We start from the raw sequence: 15,484 nt of genomic DNA, 5'->3' as shown, positions 1-15,484 counted from the left end.
CGAAGAGTAGCTTTGCGTGTACGCTCCAGCGTCCGGAATATCGACGTAATCCCCCGCCCGCAACGCCAACGGCAGCCGATACGGCGTACGCTGATAAAGCACGTCGTCCCCGTCGCAAGTCGGCCCCGCGACCACGACCGGCCCGTCCGGACCGCCGTCGTGCGCGGTGAGCAGCCGGTACGCGATGGCCTCGTTCTCCGTCTCGGCCAGCCCGCCGTACCGGCCGATGTCGAGGTACACCCACCGCTTCTCGTCCGCCGCGGACTTGCGCGACACCAGCACGATCTCGCTGCGAATCACTCCCGCCGACGCCACCACCGCCCGCCCCGGCTCGAACGACAACGCGGGCGCGACCGGAAAATACCGCTCCACCGCCGCACGAATCGCCGTCGCGTACTCCTCCAGCGGCGGCGCCTCAGTCACGTAACCAACCGGAAACCCGCCGCCGATATTCAACCCCCGCAACGAAACCCCGCGCTCCGCCACCGCACGAGTCACCTCGGCCGCCGCCGCGATCCCGCCTTCCCAAGCCCGCGGATCCAGATGCTGCGACCCGACGTGAAACGCGACCCCCTCCGCGTCCAGCCCCAGCTCAGCCGCCCGCACCAGCAGGTCGGCCGCCATCTCCGGCGCACACCCGAACTTCCGCCCGAACGGCGTCCGCGCCCCAGGACTGTCCACCAGAATCCGGCACGAAACCGCCGCCCCCGGCGCGAACTCCGCGAGATTCTCCAGGTCGGCAAGACTGTCGAAGGTGAACCGCCGCACCCCCACGCGATAAGCGAACGCGATGTCCCGCGCCTTTTTCACCGTGTTGCCATAGGACAGCAACTCAGGCCGAACCCCTTGCGCGAGACACAACTCGATCTCCTCGCGCCCGGCAACGTCGAACCCGGCCCCCGCGTCCCGAAGAACCCGCACCACTTCCGGCGCCGGATTAGCCTTGACCGCGTAGTACATCCGAGCTTCCGGAAGCACCCGCCGGAGCCGCTCGCAGTTCCCCCGCACCGCGTCCAGGTCCACCACCAGACACGGCACGGGCGGCCGCCGCTCCTCCAGGAACGCCCGGCAACGCTCCAGTACCTGCGAGAACCCTTCAGTCACAACGCCCGAGTATAGGTGGCGAGTTCATCGCAGCAGCTCACCCAGCCGTCGCCGCGCGAACCCTACGAACGGTACACAGCCGATCACTTCGCAGTCCGCCGCGCCGATCTTCCCCCGCCGCACGCCGCCCGTCTTCCCGAATTCGGCCCCGACCTGAGGAAAGAAGCGCCCGTTGTCGTCCCCGACGTCGTCGGTCCGCACCCACACCCGCTCCCCGTCCACCAGGTACGGAAACCGCCGCACCTTCCGGCGGTGATGCGGCACCAGCGATTCCGCGTAGTGCAGGAACGAGTTCCGGTTGTGCCCGACCCCGATCAGCAGGATCCGCGCCCGCTCCCGGTGCAGCCACTCGAACGGCGACCCCGGCCCCACCGCATACGCGAGCGGCTGCCGCGCCGTGACCTCAGCCGCCCGCGCCCCCACCGCCGCCACCGAAGCCTGCGGATGCCGGCTGCGACACCGTCCCGCCCACCCCAGCACCGCATTGGGAATCGCCCCCATCGGCGTCACCAGGTCCGGATGAAACAACGGCACCCGCGCCCGCTCCTCGTCAACCGAAGCATCCCCCACGTGCTCCGGAAACGGATCCGCCACCTGCGGCGTGAACGCGGGCACCACCACCGTCCCCTCCGGACCGACCGCTCGCAGCACCCCGCGCACCACCGCGTCCGCCCCTCCGTCCACCTCCCCCAGCGCGGACAGCGACGAATGCACGATCACCACCGCGCCGTCCCCCACGCCCAGCTCACGAACTCCCGCGCACACCGCATCCGCGTCGACCAAGACCAAGACACCCCTGTCCGCAACGAGCACCGGCCCGACGCCGTCAAGAGCATCGAGCCGGTGCTGAGAAAAGATTCACCAAGCAACAGGCAGCTTCTGCACCCCGTAAATATTCTGCAACTCAGGCCGCAGCGAAACCTCCCCCTCGACCCGCAGCCCAGGGAACCGCCGAACCAGCGCGGGCAACGCCACCGTCATCTCCACCCGGGCCAGCTGCTGCCCGAGACACTGGTGAATCCCGTGCCCAAACCCCAAATGCCCCCCAGCAGGCCGCCGGACATCCAGCTCGTCCGGCCGCTCGAACCGCTCCGGATCCCGGTTGGCCGCCTGGATGGAAATCACCACAGTCTCCCCCGCCCGGATCACCTCCCCGCCGATCTCGACATCCGTCAGCGCGGCCCGAACCCCCGTGTGCGCGATCGACAGATACCGCATCAGCTCCTCGACGGCCCCGCCCGCGGCCTCCGGCTCGTCGCGGACCACGGCCAGCTGCTCCGGGTTGCTCAGCAGCGCATACGTCCCCAGCGCGATCATGTTCGCCGTCGTGTCCAACCCCGCGGCCAGCAGGAACGTCCCCAGCCCGGCCAGTTCCTCGTCAGTCAGATCACTACTGGTCAAGTCGCTGAACAAATCATCCGTAGGCGCAGCCCGCTTAGCCGGTACCAGCGAAGCCACATACTCCTGCAACCGGCCATAAGCGGTCATCCTTTCCTCTTCGGAGAAATTGACATCGCTGATCGCCGCCGCGTCCCCCAAAAACGACGCCCGGTCCGAATAAGGAACCCCCAGCAGTTCGCAAATCATCACCGCGGGCACCGGATGCGCATAGGCCTCGAACAAATCCACCCCCGGACCGGCCTTCTCCATCGCGTCCAGGTACTCGGCCGCGACCTCGGCCACGCGGTCGCTGAGCAGCCGCATCCGCCGGACGGTGAACTTCCCCGTCAGCAGTTTCCGGAACCGCGTGTGCTCCGGAGCGTCGATTCCCGTCATGTCCCCCACCGGGGCCGGCGGCAATTCCGGAAACTGCTCCATCCCGGGAAACGGGTAGTGCCACAATTCGTACCGGCTGGTGAATCGCTGGTCCCCCAGAATCGCGCGGACCTCCGCGTGGCCGGTGGCCAGCCAGCCGACGTGCCCGTCCGGGAACACCATCCGCGTCAGCCGGGCCCGGTCCCGCACCTCGGTCAGCGACGGCGGCGGATCGAACGGGCAGCCCTCCGCCCGGCCCATCGGAACCCCTTGCACAATCGCTTCGCCAGTCATCCCCCGTACCCCTTTCAGTGTGCGTATTCGCGATTGAAAAGCTTCTTGGACCAGAGATAGCCGCCGATGCCCATCACGGCGCACCAGCCGAGCGCGAACCACAGGTGGTTGCCGAGCGGCTTGTCGAGCAGCAGCGCGCGCAGGGTTTCGATGATCGGCGTGAACGGCTGGTACTCGGCGAACCACCGCAGCGCGCCCGGCATCGAGTCGGCGGGCACGAACCCGCTGCCGAGGAAAGGCAGCAGCAGCAACGGCATCGGCGTGTTGCTGGCCGATTCGACGCTCTTGCTCACCTGTCCGAGCGCGACGCACAGCCACACCAGCGCGAGCGCCACCACCACGAGGAATCCGACCGCGGCGAACCACGAACCGACCCCGGCGGCCGGCCGGAAGCCGACCAGCAGCGCGACCCCGGTGACCACCACGAGCCCGAAAAGCGCTTGCAGCACACTGCCGAGCACGTGCCCGGTCAGCACCGAAACCCGGGCGATGTGCATGGTCCGGAACCGGGCGATAACGCCCTCGGTCAGGTCCATCGCCACCGAAATCGCCGTTCCCTGCACGGTCGCGGTGATCGTCATCAGCAGAATCGTCGGCGCGACGAAGTTGGCGTATTCGGCTCGGCCGCCCCCGGGTCCGCCGAGCCCGGCGCCGAGCGTGCCGCCGAAAACGTAGACGAACAGCAGCAGGAACACCACCGGCATTCCGACCAGCATGATCGTCAGCGACGGATACCGGAGCATGTGCTTCAGGTTCCGGCGCAGCATGGTCATCGAATCGCGCACCGGATGGAACCGCAGGTCCGGTCCGGCGAGAGCGGGCGTGGTCATCGGGAAGTCACCTTTTCGTCGGAAGAATTGCCGGTGAGGGCGAGGAATACGTCGTCAAGATCAGGGGTGTGCACGGAAAGCTCGTCGACCTTCACCGACATCGAGTCCAGCCGGTCGATCAGCGATTTGAGCGAGTGCAGGCTGCCGTCGCTCGGGACGCGCAGCACCAGCGCGTCGTGCTGCCGCGACGCCTCGCTGAGGGCGCGCTGCGCGTGGACGAGGTCGCTTTCCTCTTCGAAGCGGAGCTGGACGTGCCCGCCGGGGATCTGCCGCTTCAGCTCGTCCGCGGTGCCCTCGGCGACGATCCGCCCGTGGTCGAGCACCGCGATCCGGTCGGCCAGTTCGTCGGCCTCTTCGAGGTATTGCGTGGTCAGGAAAATCGTGACGCCGCCCGCCACCAGCTTGCGCACGATCTGCCACATCGCCCGGCGGCTGCGCGGGTCCAGCCCGGTGGTCGGCTCGTCGAGGAAAATCACCCGCGGGCTGCCGACGAGCGTCATCGCCAGGTCGAGCCTGCGGCGCATCCCGCCGGAGTAGGTCGAAACCGGCTTCTTCGCCGCTTCGACGAGGTCGAACTGTTCGAGCAGTTCCGCCGTCCGGGTCCGCCGCGCGGTCCGGTCGAGGTGGTGCAGATCCGCCATCAGCAGCAGGTTTTCCTCGCCGCTCAGCAGATTGTCGACGGCGGAGAACTGCCCGGTGACGCCGATCGAGGCCCGCACGCCGTCGGCTTCCGAGCCGATGTCGTACCCGGCGACCTGTGCCGCGCCGCCGTCGGCATTGATCAAAGTGGACAGAATCTTGACCGTGGTGGTCTTGCCCGCGCCGTTCGCGCCGAGCAGCGAGAAGACCGTGCCGCGCGCAACGGTGAGGTCGATGCCGTCGAGCACGACGTGGTCGCCGAAGGATTTGCGCAGTCCGGCGGCGGCGATCGCCGGCCGGGAATGATTGCTGGACATAGGAGTTTCTCCAAAAACTGTGGTCAGGAGCGGTGGATGACGATTTCGCCGAACGCGGTGTGGCCGCGGACCTCGACGGTCTCCTTGGACTCGCCGGGGCTGGCCGAGGTCTCCAGCTCGTTGCGCACGTGGCCGAAGTTGGTCTTGACGTCGAGCCAGGCCGCGGTGCCCTCGGCGATGCCGATCCGCAGGTCGCCGATCGCGCTCTCGAGCACGACCGAACCGCGGACGACCTCGCCGATCTGGATGGCGCCGTTGGACGTCTTCGCGTCCACCCCCGAGCCGGCGTGCCCGACTGTGATGTCGCCGTTGGCGGCACGCACCTGGACGTCGCCGCCCGCGGACTCGATCGTGGTGTCGCCGTTGGAGTTCTTGGCCGTCACGGTCCCGTCGACCGGGCCGAGCCGGATCCGGCCGGACGCGGTGGTGACGTCGGCGTCGCCCGCGACCTCCTCGGCGGTGACGTGGCCGACCGAGGTGTTGACGCGCAACGGTCCGGTGCGGTCGAGGCTGACGTTCCCGGCGGCGGTCTTGAACCGGGCCTGCCCGAGCTGCCCGATGCTCTGGAAGGCGCCGGCCTGCACCTCGGCGGAAACCCGCGAGCCGGTGGGCAGTTCGACCGTCACGTCGACCGAGCGGGTCTTGCGGGAGAAGTCGAACGCCCGCATCTTCGGCCCGGAGATGTGCAGCGTGCCGTTGCTGTAGTCGACGCGGACCTGGCTCGCGGCCTTCACGTCGGACTCGTCCAGGTCGTCGGACGGCCGGACGTCGACGACGGTGTCGGAGCGGTCGCTCGCGGCGAACCGGACCTGGCCGTTGCCGAGGTCGAGGGTGACGGAAATCGGTTCGGGCGTATCGAATTTAGGCATGGTTGTCCCCACGTTTCGGATAGGTGTGCCGTCTCCGCAGGTCAGAGACGGGTGAAGGAAGTAGCGAGAAAGCGGGCTAGCGGACCCAGCCGGTGAAGCTCTGCTTGGAGAAACCGCCGCCGGACGGCTCGAACCGCGGCTCGCGCTCGGGGCGCTGCTGCAGGGCGGCGGTCGCGGCCCGGACGAGCCAGGCGTTCACCGAACGGCCCTCCTTGGCGGCGGCCTCCTCGACCGCGGCCTTGAGCGCTTCGGGCAGCCGCACGTTGATCCGCGCGGACGGCCCGTCCTCGGCGAACAGCGGTTCCGGAGCCTCCGGAGCCGGCTCGGCCGCGGGCGCGGCGGCCGGAGCGGGTTCGGCGGGCGGCGTGGTCACGACGAAGTTCGGGTCGCGGCCGCGCAGACGCAGCTCGACCGAGCCGGGAGCCAGGTCCCGGGTGATCTCGTCGGCGGCGCCGGAGAGCGTGTCCAGCAGGGTCATCCGGATCGCCGATTCGAGCGATCCGGTCAAGCGCTCGACCAGCGCGCGCCCCTCCTCGCCGCTGGCCTCGGCCAGCGTCGCGAACTCCCGCCCGAGGTTGCTTACGTACGTGGTCAAGTCCATGGCACCACTATGGCACACGCGTGGCACCACCACAAGCCACCTTGGCTCAGTTTGGCACCACAGTGGCACGCTTGGCGGTAAATCCCCAGGTCAACGCGTGGTGCCACGCGGAAAAATCAAGCCGACTTAGCCGCCTTCGCGACCGGGAGTTCGATCCCGGCGCGGAACCAAGGGCACTCGTCGAGGGCGCCGTCGTGCCGGCACGTCATGAGGTGCTGCAGGTAGGCCTGCGCGTCGAGCAGCCGCGTCACCTGCTCCTGAATCGCGTCGATCCGGGCGGCGACGGTGCCCCGCCAGTCGTCGGACTTCCCGTTGCTGCCGAGCAGCACCGAGATGTCGTCCAGGCTCAGCTGCCCGGTTTCCCGCCAGGTGCGGATCAGCGCGATCCGGTAGAGCTGGTCGCGGTCGTAATACCGCCAGCCGGAGCGCCGGTGCGGCTGGATCAGGCCGCAACTCTCCCAGTAATGCAGCGTCGACACCGGCACGTCGAAGCGCGCCGACACCTCGCCGATCGAGTACAGGTCCATACCACATTGCACCGCATCGAGACGGCTTGAGGCAAGGTTAGGCTAAGCAAACAATTCTCGGGCGCACCAGTCGGCGCGACCGCCACGACCGGAACCTCGCCGCACTTTGCCGGACAACGGAATCACGACGACGAGGCAACACTGCCATCCGGTGATCAGCTCCGTGCCACCGCTGGATCAGCGAAGCCGCCACAAGTTCGCGCGGCGGCAGAGCAGCCAGCACGAGCGCCACCCCGGCATTTCCCTATTCGGCGGCCACAATCCGTTCGACCGCTTCGGTGATCAATCGTTCCCGCTCCGCTTCGGAGAAAACGTCCGGCAACGTGAGCTGTTCGACGATCAACCAGTTCAACGCGAGAATGAGCAGCTTGACCGCGGTGGCGTCGCCGGGCAGCCCGGACACCTCGTGATACGCGACATTCGCCTCGACATCCGCGCGGACCCGCTCGGTGAGCACCCTGCGCAACTCCGGCCGGCGGGTCGCCTCCAGCCGCAACTCCAGCAACGCGAGATACCCGGTGCGGAACGCCGCGATCCGGCTGACCAGCTCCCGCATCAACTGCGCGTACGCGGCCCGATCCCCCTTGCCCGGCGGGATCGAGTCGTCGTCCGGCTGCAGCCGCTCATACACCCGCGCCCCCGCCTGCGTGAACAACTCGTCCCGGTTGGCGAAGTAGTTCGACGCGGTCCCCGCGGGCACCCCCGCCTCCCCGTCGACCGCCCGGAACGTCAGCCCCCGCGCCCCCTCGCGCGCCAGCACCTCGATCGCCGCGTCAACGAGCGCCGCCCGCCGCTGGTCGTTCCTCCGGACCATTTGACACCACTCCAGCTGTAGTTGTACGGTTCAAACCACTTCAACCATAGTACTACAGACGGAGTTGCTAGATGCGAAAGCTCGTGTACTACATCGCAGTCACCCTCGACGGCCGCATCGCCGGCCCCGCGGGCGAGTTCGACTTCTTCCCGCAGGGCGATGCTCAGCAGACCGCCGCCTACATGGGATTCATGAACTCGCTGTACCCGGAAACAGTCCCGACCGCCTTCCGCGCCATGGCCGGCGTCGAGGACGCCCCCAACCGCCGATTCGACACCGTCCTGATGGGCCGCGCGACCTATCAACTGGACCCGGCCGTGCCCAGCCCCTACGCACACCTGCGGCAGTACGTCGTGTCGAGCACCCTGAAACCGGACACCCCCGCTGACGTCACCGTCGTCCCCGGCGACCCGATCGGCCTGGTACGCGACCTGAAGAGAGAGGAAACCGGGCTGGACATCTGGCTGTGCGGGGGCGGTACGCTGGCCGGCGCGCTGTTGCCGGAGGTCGACGAGATCGTGCTGAAGAGCTACCCGGTCGTGGCAGGCGCGGGCATCCCGATGGTGGACGGCGAGTTCGACCCCACGGTGTTCTCGGTCGCCGAACGGACGGCTTTCCCGAATGGGGTCACGGCTACCCGCCTCGTCCGGAACTGAGCGCGGCGTTGTCGCGGCGAACAGTTCCGCGTGGCGTTGGGGGACGCCGCCCGGATGTCCGTGCGGGGAACCCTGAGGCACGCTGATTCCTTCAGGGTTCCCCTCACGGACGTCGGCGGGAGCAGCGCTAAGCGAGGTCCCGCACCAACCGCGCCACCTCCGGGAATGTCTCCGCCGGACCAGCCGCCGCGATGTACGCGTCCGGGCGCAGCAGCACAAAACCCTCCCGCGCACCGCCGACGCTGAAGTGCGCCACCACCCCCGGCATCCGTGTCGCCAAGGCAGCCGCGCGCGTCGCCAGTTCACTGCTCGGCGGGCCGAACGTCACCAGCTGGAATTGCCCCGCAAGGCCCCGGTCCGTTTTCGGCAGCCACCGCGGATCGCGCGTCCCTGGGCGCGGCCACGAACGAGCGGCAGCCAGTTTTCCGTTACCCGGCAACGGGTTCGGGCATTCCGCGCGCCAGCCGGCCAGGGTCGGCGCGAACTTCCGCTCCAGCACCCCGCTCGACTGCGCCAGCCGCCAGGTCAGGTTGCGCACCCGCCGCGCGATCGGGCCCGCCACCGATTGCCGGGCCATCATGCCGGTCGCGCGGAGGGTTTGCTGGATCGCGGCGCGGCGTTCGGGGTCGTAGGTGTCCAGGATCGCGGGGGCGAGGCGGCCGTGGTGCACGCCGGCCAGTTTCCACGCCAGGTTGCGGCCGTCGGGGATGCCGAGGTTCAGGCCCTGTCCGCCGATCGGACTGTGCACGTGCGCGGCGTCGCCGACCAGGAACACGCGGTCCGCGCGGAGTTTGGCCGCGATGCGTTCGTCGCTGGAGAACGTGGTGATCGTCCGCAGGCTCTTGACTTTCAGCCCGGCCGGGCCGCGTTCGTCCAGGAGGCGTTGCACCTGGCGTTCGTCGGGTTGTCCGCCGGGCGGGAGAGCGCCGGAGATCCGGAATTCGCCGCCGGGGAGCGGGGCCAGCAGCAGGACGCCGGAATCGCTGAGGAAGTAGTGCACCTCGTCGCGGCGGAGGTCGCCTTCGAGGGTTCCTTCGGCCAGCAGGAAGGAGACCGGGATGTGCTCGCCGTCGAACGCGATGCCGAGCTGAGTGCGCACCTCGCTGCGGTGGCCGTCGGCGCCGATCACCCAGTCGGCCTCGAATTCCCGGGCCGTTCCGTCGGCGGCAGTGGCCGCGACGAGCACGGATTCCGCGCCGGGCACGACTTTCGTCACGCGCACCCCGCGTTCGACGGTGCCGCCGAGATCGTGCACCGCCTGCTCCAGCAGCACCGTCGTCTTCTCCTGCGGCAGCACGAGCGGCCGGTTGTCGTCGTTGAGCGCGACGCGCGCGCCCACCCCGGACGGCAGGTGATAGTGCAGCGCGGCCGGTCCGAGCCCCTGTTCGCGCGCCCGTCCGGCGACGCCGAGTTCGGTCAGCACCTCCAGCACCGGCGGCCACAACAGGATCGCGCGGGATCCGGCACCCGGTTCGGGTTCGGCGTCCACGACGGTGACCGGCACGTCGAGCCGCGCCAACTCCGCCGCGACCGCAAGCCCGCACGGCCCGGCTCCGACGACCAGGACTGTCGTTCGCTCAGTCATGACTTCTCCACCGCCAGCTTCTCCAACCACTCGTGCACCGCTTTCGCGGCGTCGTCGGCCTCGTCCTCGAGGATCGTGAAGTGATCCCCCGCCAGGTCCGTCGTGTCGTGCGGACCCGGCCAATGCGCGTGGGGCCCCGCGGCGGCTCTGGCCAGGAGCACCGGGGTGTCGATCTCCGCCGGGGCGAAGGCGTGCAAAAGACTGAGGTACGCGCCCATCGCGGACAGCCGGGTGTCGTCGGCCAAGCCGGTTTCGGCCAGCCGGTCAGCCAGGCCGTCCAGGACCCCGGACCACGACGCCCGGCCCAGTACGAAGGTGTCGAGCAAGACCACTGCGGATGGAGTGGTATCTGTGTGCTCCAGGGCAGCGGTCACGGCATTCGCGAGAAGGCCGCCGGACGAGTAGCCGACCAGGACGAACGGTCCCTCGGTCTTCTTCACCTCGGCGACGAGGCTGTCGACCAGAGCCTCGAGACTCTCCGGAAGCGCTTCTCCGCTCTGAAACCCCGGCAGAGACAGCGCGGACACCGGCCGCTCGCCGCGCAGGGCCGCGGCGAAGCGGGCGAACTGGTGCGGGCCTGATGTCGCCAGCACCGACGGGAGGCAGACCAGCTTCGTCGCGGGGCCAGTCGTGGTGAGCGGGACCGTGGTCGGCAGCGCCTCCTCGCCGGGAGGGAGGAGTTCGCCGGATGGGCGGGATTCGGCAGCCGGGCGGGATTCGGCGGCCGGGCGGAGTTCGGCGGCCGGACGCAGTTCGTCGGCCGAGCGAGGCTCGCCAGCCGAGCGGAGTTCGCCGGACGGACGAAGCTCGCCAGCCGAGCCGAGTTGGCCAGCCGGACGGAGTTCGCCAGCCGAGCCGAGTTCGCCGGACGGACGAAGCTCGCCAGCCGAGCCGAGTTGGCCAGCCGGACGGAGTTCGCCAGCCGAGCCGAGTTCGCCGGACGAGCGAAACTCGCCAGCCGGACGGAGTTCGCCGGACGGACTGAGTTCGCCGGATGAGCGGGGTTCGTCGGATGGGCGGAGCTTGGCGGTCGGGCGGAGCTTGGCGGCCGCGGCGAGGACATCCAGGAACTCGGGCAGTTTTCCGGACTCCCGGGCTTGCGTCAGGAGGGTAGCCAGCGGACTGTATACAATCTTCTGTCCACCTAATTCATGATTCAGGTAGTCAGTCAGCGCTTCCGGGGTGGAGTGTTCGATGAACGCCGAGACCGGCACCCGCAGGCCGGTCGCGGCGTTGAGGCGGTTGCGGAGGTCCACTGTGGTCAGTGAATCGAAGCCGTGTTCCAGGAAGCGGCGGCGCGGGTCTACCGAGGCCGCCGAGGGATGGCCCAGTACCGCGGCGGCGTGGCTCCGGACCAGGTCGAGCAGGACATCGCGGCGCTCTTCGGCGGACAGCCCGGTGAGGCGGTCGGGCTCAGCGGCCGTCGGTACCGCGCGAGTGGGTGCGAGGTCGGCGATCAGCGGGCGTTCACCGGCGGCGCGGTAGGCGTCGGCGAAGGTTGGCCAGTCGAGGTCGGCGAGCATGATCTGGGACTCGCCAAGTGACAGCGCCGACATGGCCCGGTCTGGGTCGAGCAGGCGGATTCCCCTGCGTCCTAAGCGTTCTCGACGTACCTCGTCACCGGTCTCCCACGGGCCCCAGGCGACGGAGAACGTTCCGTCTCGCTCGGCCAGAGCGTCCAAAGTGGCGGTGACGGCGGCGTAGACACCCTGGCCGACACCGCCGAACGTGCCGGCGATCGAGGAGAACAGGACCAGCGGCACGTCGGCCAGCTCGTGGAGGTTCCGGGCTCCGGCCACTCCGGATTCGAACATCTCCGGCGTCAGGTTGTCCAGCGCACCTTCCTCCAGCGGTACATCCGTGTGCACGATCGCGGAGAGTTCCTGTCCCGCAAGCAGATTGGCGACCGCAGCGCGATCAGTGAGGTCGCATTCGATGACGTGCTCGCCAAGGAGCACGTTGTGTCCTGGTTGGACAGTCCGTAAAACTTCGGCGGTCGTGTTGTCGGCGAGCCATCGGGCCGCGTGTGCGCCCATCGGAGTGTCGGCACCGGTCACGAGGACGGTTCCTTGCCACGACCAGGTTTCGGCGCGAGGTGTCGCACGGACTAGGCGGCGGGCGAACAGACCAGTGTTCCGTACCGCGATCTGGTCCTCGCCGGTGTCTCCGGACAGCGCGGCGGACCACCGGGCGGCGGTCGGCTCGTCGAGTGCTTCCGGCAGGTCGATCACGCCACCCCAAAGGCCCGGACGTTCCGCTGCGACGGCGGCGGCTAGGCCCCAGATCGCAGCTTGATCGGGATCGGGAGTGGTGCCGTCAGCCGCGACTGCGCCGCACGTGGTCAGCCACAACGGAAGATCGGTGTCCAGGGAGCGGACCAGCGCCAGGGTGTCCGCGAAGCCGAGCAGCGAGATGATGCCCCGAGTGCCGGCCAGGAGGTCTCGGTCGAGTTTGGTGGTCCGGGTCAGGTTCGCGCCGTGGCGGGACAGGGCGTCGAGGCAGTGGTTGGCCCAGGTGCTGTCCTCCGGCACGACGGCGAGCCAGTTGCCGGAGAGCGTCGTTGTCGACGGGTCGGGCATTGGCCGCCAAGTGATCCGGTAGCGCCAGGAGTCCTCAATGGACTTCTCTTGCCGACGCCGGTGCCACGCGGTGAGCGCGGGCAGCACCTTCGACAGTGGTTCTTCGCCGACGTCCAGCGTGCGAGACAACTCCCCCGCGTCGGAACGGTCGACAGCGTCCCAGAAACCGGCCTCGACGGGGTCCACAGTGGTCGCTTTACGCGCTTCTGGCCAATACGTTTCGTGTTGGAAGGCGTACGTGGGCAGGGTGACGCGTCGTGGTTCCGCGCCCTCGAACGCCGGGGCGAAGTCCACTGGCAGACCGTGCACTTGTGTGTCAGCAACGGAAAGGAGGAATCGCGTCAAGCCGCCCTCGCCGCGACGGAGCGAGCCGATCGTCACCACCTCGACGCCGGCGTCTTCGGCGGTCTCCATGATTGACGAGGTCAGCACTGGGTGTGGGCTGGCCTCGATGAAGAAGCGATGCCCCGCCGCGATGAGCGCACGGATACCGCCGTCGAAGTTGACCATTTCGCGGACGTTGTCGTACCAGTACTCGGCGGTGAGGGATTCGGTCGGGACGAACTCGCCGGTCACCGTTGAGCAGAACGGGATTCCGCCTGGGCGCGGAGCGATGTCGGCGACCATCTTCAGGAACCGTTCGCGCAGTGGTTCGAGTTTCGGCGAGTGCGAGGCCACTGTGGACACTGCGCGAGTGCGGATTCCGTCCGCTGTGCAGTCCGCGACGAATTTCTCCAGCGGCGCAAGTTCTCCGACCACTGTTACCGCGCTCGGGCTGTTGATCCCGCCGATCGTCAGCTGGCCCGCGAAGGCAGCGAGGCGTTGTTCCACCTGCGCGGCCGGTGCGCCGACGGCGACCACGGCACCACGGCCTTCCAGCTCCTCGGCGAACAACCGGCTGCGCAGTACGACGATCTTCGCTGCGTCCTCAAGGGACAGTGCACCGGCGATGCAAGCCGCAGCGACTTCCCCCTGGCTGCTGCCGACGACGGCGGCTGGGGAAACGCCGTACGACTTCCAGAGTTCCGCGAGCGAGACCATCACCGAGAACAGCGCTGGCTGTACGACGTCAATTCGGCTCAACGACTCCACGTCACGTATGGCGTCGTACAGCGACCAGTCGACCAGTCCGGAAAGGACGGATTCGCACTCCGCCATGGAGCGAGCGAAGGCTGGAGAGGACTCCCACAGTTCGACCGCCATTTCGGGCCACTCGGAGCCCTGGCCGGGAAAGACGAAAACCGCGTTGTCCACCGGGTTTGCCAGTCCCCGTACCGACGCTGGGTCCTCCTCGCCCGCCGCCAAAGCGCGCAGGGCCCGGCTCGCGGTATCCCGGCTGTCGGCCACGACTGCTGCTCGGTATTCGAAGTCCGGCGAACGCAGCAGCGACCAACCGAGGTCGGCGAGCCGCGCCGGACCGTCGATGTACGGCAGCAATCGCTCCGCCTGAGCGCGCAGCGCGGTTTCGCTTCTCCCGGAAAGCTGCAGCGGGACCGGCCCAGAGAACTCGGGAGACACGACTGCCGGTTCGGGCTCGTGCTCCAGGATCACGTGCGCGTTGGTTCCGCTGATGCCGAAGGCGGATACCCCGGCCCGGCGCGGGCGGTCGGACGTGGGCCAGGGCTTCGGTTCGGTGAGCAATGCGACGCCGCCCTGCGCGAAGTCGATCTTCGGTGACGGTTCGTCCACATGCAACGTTTTGGGCAGGGTGCCCGCGCGGAGGGCCATGACCATTTTGATCACTCCGGCCACTCCGGCGGCCGCACCGGCGTGGCCGAGGTTGGACTTCAGCGAACCGAGCCACAATGGACGGTCGGCCGGCCGGTTTCGTCCGTAGGTGGCGAGCAAGGCGTTGGCCTCGATGGGATCGCCGAGTTCGGTGCCGGTGCCGTGGGCCTCGACGGCGTCCACATCCGCGGCCGGGATACCAGCGTCGGCGAGAGCTTGGCGGATCACGCGTTCCTGCGAAGGACCGTTCGGCGCGGTGAGGCCGTTGCTGGCACCGTCGGAGTTGATCGCGGTTCCGCGCACGACAGCTAACACCGGGTGTCCGTGTCGCTGTGCGTCGGAAAGTCGTTCCAGGACAACGAGACCGGCACCTTCGGACCATGCGGTGCCGTCTGCGGCCGCGGCGAAGGCCTTGATCCGACCGTCGGGAGCCATGCCGCGCTGACGGCTCATCTCGACGTATCCGGCGGGCGTGCTCAGCACCGAAACCCCGCCCGCCAACGCGAGCGAACACTCATCGCGGCGCAGCGCGCGGCACGCCAAGTGCAATGCCACCAACGAAGATGAGCACGCAGTGTCCACTGTGAGCGATGGGCCTTCAAAGCCATAGGTGTAAGACAGCCGCCCGGACAGCACGCTGCCCGCGTTGCCGGTCATCAGGTATCCACCGAGGTCTTCGTCCGCCTGCGAGACAACCATGCTGTAGTCCGGCGCGCCGCTGCCGACGAACACTCCGGTGGCGCTGCCGCGCAAAGCAGCCAGATCGAGGCCGGTCCGTTCGAGTGCTTCCCATGAGACTTCCAACAGCAGACGTTGCTGCGGGTCCATCGCTTGCGCCTCGCGTGGGGAGATTCCGAAGAACCCCGCGTCGAAACCGCCTACTCCGGAAAGGAATCCGCCCTCGCGCACGTAGGTCGTGCCGACGTGATCAGGGTCTGGATGGAATAGCTCGTCGAGGTTCCAGCCGCGATCGGTCGGGAATCCGGAGATCGCGTCGCGGCCCTCGTCGACCAGGTGCCACAGGTCTTCCGGCGACCGCACGCGGCCCGGGTAGCGGCAGGCCATCGACACGACTGCGATGGGTTCCGCGGCACGGTCCTGGATTTCTTTCAGCCGCTTCCGGGTTTCGTGCAGGTCGACGGTGACCTTGCGCAGGTATTCGCGAAGCCGTTCCGCATCACTCATG

11 protein-coding genes and 1 pseudogene are annotated in these 15,484 nt (G+C 68.5%); 1 reads left to right on the top strand and 11 read right to left on the bottom strand.

From position 1 onward, the window contains the following. Positions 1-36: 36 nt before the first annotated feature. The 9 genes and pseudogenes from RPX00_RS21110 to RPX00_RS21070 form a co-directional block, all read right to left on the bottom strand. A pseudogene (locus tag RPX00_RS21110) lies at positions 37-1,023 on the bottom strand (type III PLP-dependent enzyme); the annotation flags it as partial. A gap of 105 nt (positions 1,024-1,128) precedes the next feature. After that, positions 1,129-1,887: an aminoglycoside N(3)-acetyltransferase gene (locus RPX00_RS21105; RefSeq protein WP_406641722.1), complete on the bottom strand. Its 759-nt coding sequence runs from the start codon at positions 1,885-1,887 to the stop codon at positions 1,129-1,131. A gap of 75 nt (positions 1,888-1,962) precedes the next feature. Then, a complete protein-coding gene (locus RPX00_RS21100; protein ID WP_406641720.1) occupies positions 1,963-3,153 on the bottom strand; it encodes a cytochrome P450 in 1,191 nt (396 codons plus the stop codon). 14 nt (positions 3,154-3,167) lie between these two features. Next, positions 3,168-3,983: an ABC transporter permease gene (locus RPX00_RS21095; protein ID WP_406641719.1), complete on the bottom strand. Its 816-nt coding sequence runs from the start codon at positions 3,981-3,983 to the stop codon at positions 3,168-3,170. Beyond that, positions 3,980-4,939 carry an ATP-binding cassette domain-containing protein gene (locus RPX00_RS21090; RefSeq protein ID WP_406641717.1) on the bottom strand — a complete coding sequence of 320 codons (960 nt, stop codon included), beginning with the start codon at positions 4,937-4,939 and terminating at the stop codon, positions 3,980-3,982. The genes RPX00_RS21095 and RPX00_RS21090 overlap by 4 nt, the downstream gene beginning before the upstream one ends. 23 nt (positions 4,940-4,962) lie before the next feature. Next, positions 4,963-5,808, bottom strand: coding sequence for a DUF4097 family beta strand repeat-containing protein (locus tag RPX00_RS21085; RefSeq protein ID WP_406641715.1), 846 nt, complete (start codon positions 5,806-5,808; stop codon positions 4,963-4,965). A gap of 76 nt (positions 5,809-5,884) precedes the next feature. After that, complete coding sequence (locus RPX00_RS21080) at positions 5,885-6,409, bottom strand: YlcI/YnfO family protein (protein WP_406641713.1); 525 nt, start codon at positions 6,407-6,409, stop codon at positions 5,885-5,887. A 116-nt stretch (positions 6,410-6,525) separates the two neighbouring features. Then, entirely contained in the window at positions 6,526-6,936 is a 411-nt protein-coding gene (locus tag RPX00_RS21075; RefSeq protein ID WP_406641711.1) for a MerR family transcriptional regulator, read from the bottom strand. A 244-nt stretch (positions 6,937-7,180) separates the two neighbouring features. Beyond that, positions 7,181-7,750: a TetR/AcrR family transcriptional regulator gene (locus tag RPX00_RS21070; protein WP_406641709.1), complete on the bottom strand. Its 570-nt coding sequence runs from the start codon at positions 7,748-7,750 to the stop codon at positions 7,181-7,183. Between the two features lie 71 nt (positions 7,751-7,821). Here RPX00_RS21070 and RPX00_RS21065 point away from each other — a divergent pair, with 71 nt between their 5' ends. After that, entirely contained in the window at positions 7,822-8,406 is a 585-nt protein-coding gene (locus tag RPX00_RS21065; RefSeq protein WP_406641707.1) for a dihydrofolate reductase family protein, read from the top strand. A 127-nt stretch (positions 8,407-8,533) separates the two neighbouring features. On the opposite strand, the gene RPX00_RS21060 is transcribed toward RPX00_RS21065, so the two are convergent. Then, complete coding sequence (locus RPX00_RS21060; protein ID WP_406641705.1) at positions 8,534-9,991, bottom strand: FAD-dependent oxidoreductase; 1,458 nt, start codon at positions 9,989-9,991, stop codon at positions 8,534-8,536. After that, positions 9,988-15,483, bottom strand: coding sequence for a type I polyketide synthase (locus tag RPX00_RS21055; RefSeq protein ID WP_406641702.1), 5,496 nt, complete (start codon positions 15,481-15,483; stop codon positions 9,988-9,990). The genes RPX00_RS21060 and RPX00_RS21055 overlap by 4 nt, the downstream gene beginning before the upstream one ends. Position 15,484 lies beyond the last annotated feature (1 nt).

It is taken from the genome of Amycolatopsis sp. WGS_07, assembly GCF_045278895.1.
In the GTDB taxonomy this organism is placed as follows: Bacteria; Actinomycetota; Actinomycetes; order Mycobacteriales; family Pseudonocardiaceae; genus Amycolatopsis.
This window is presented reverse-complemented; position numbering and strand designations above follow the sequence as displayed.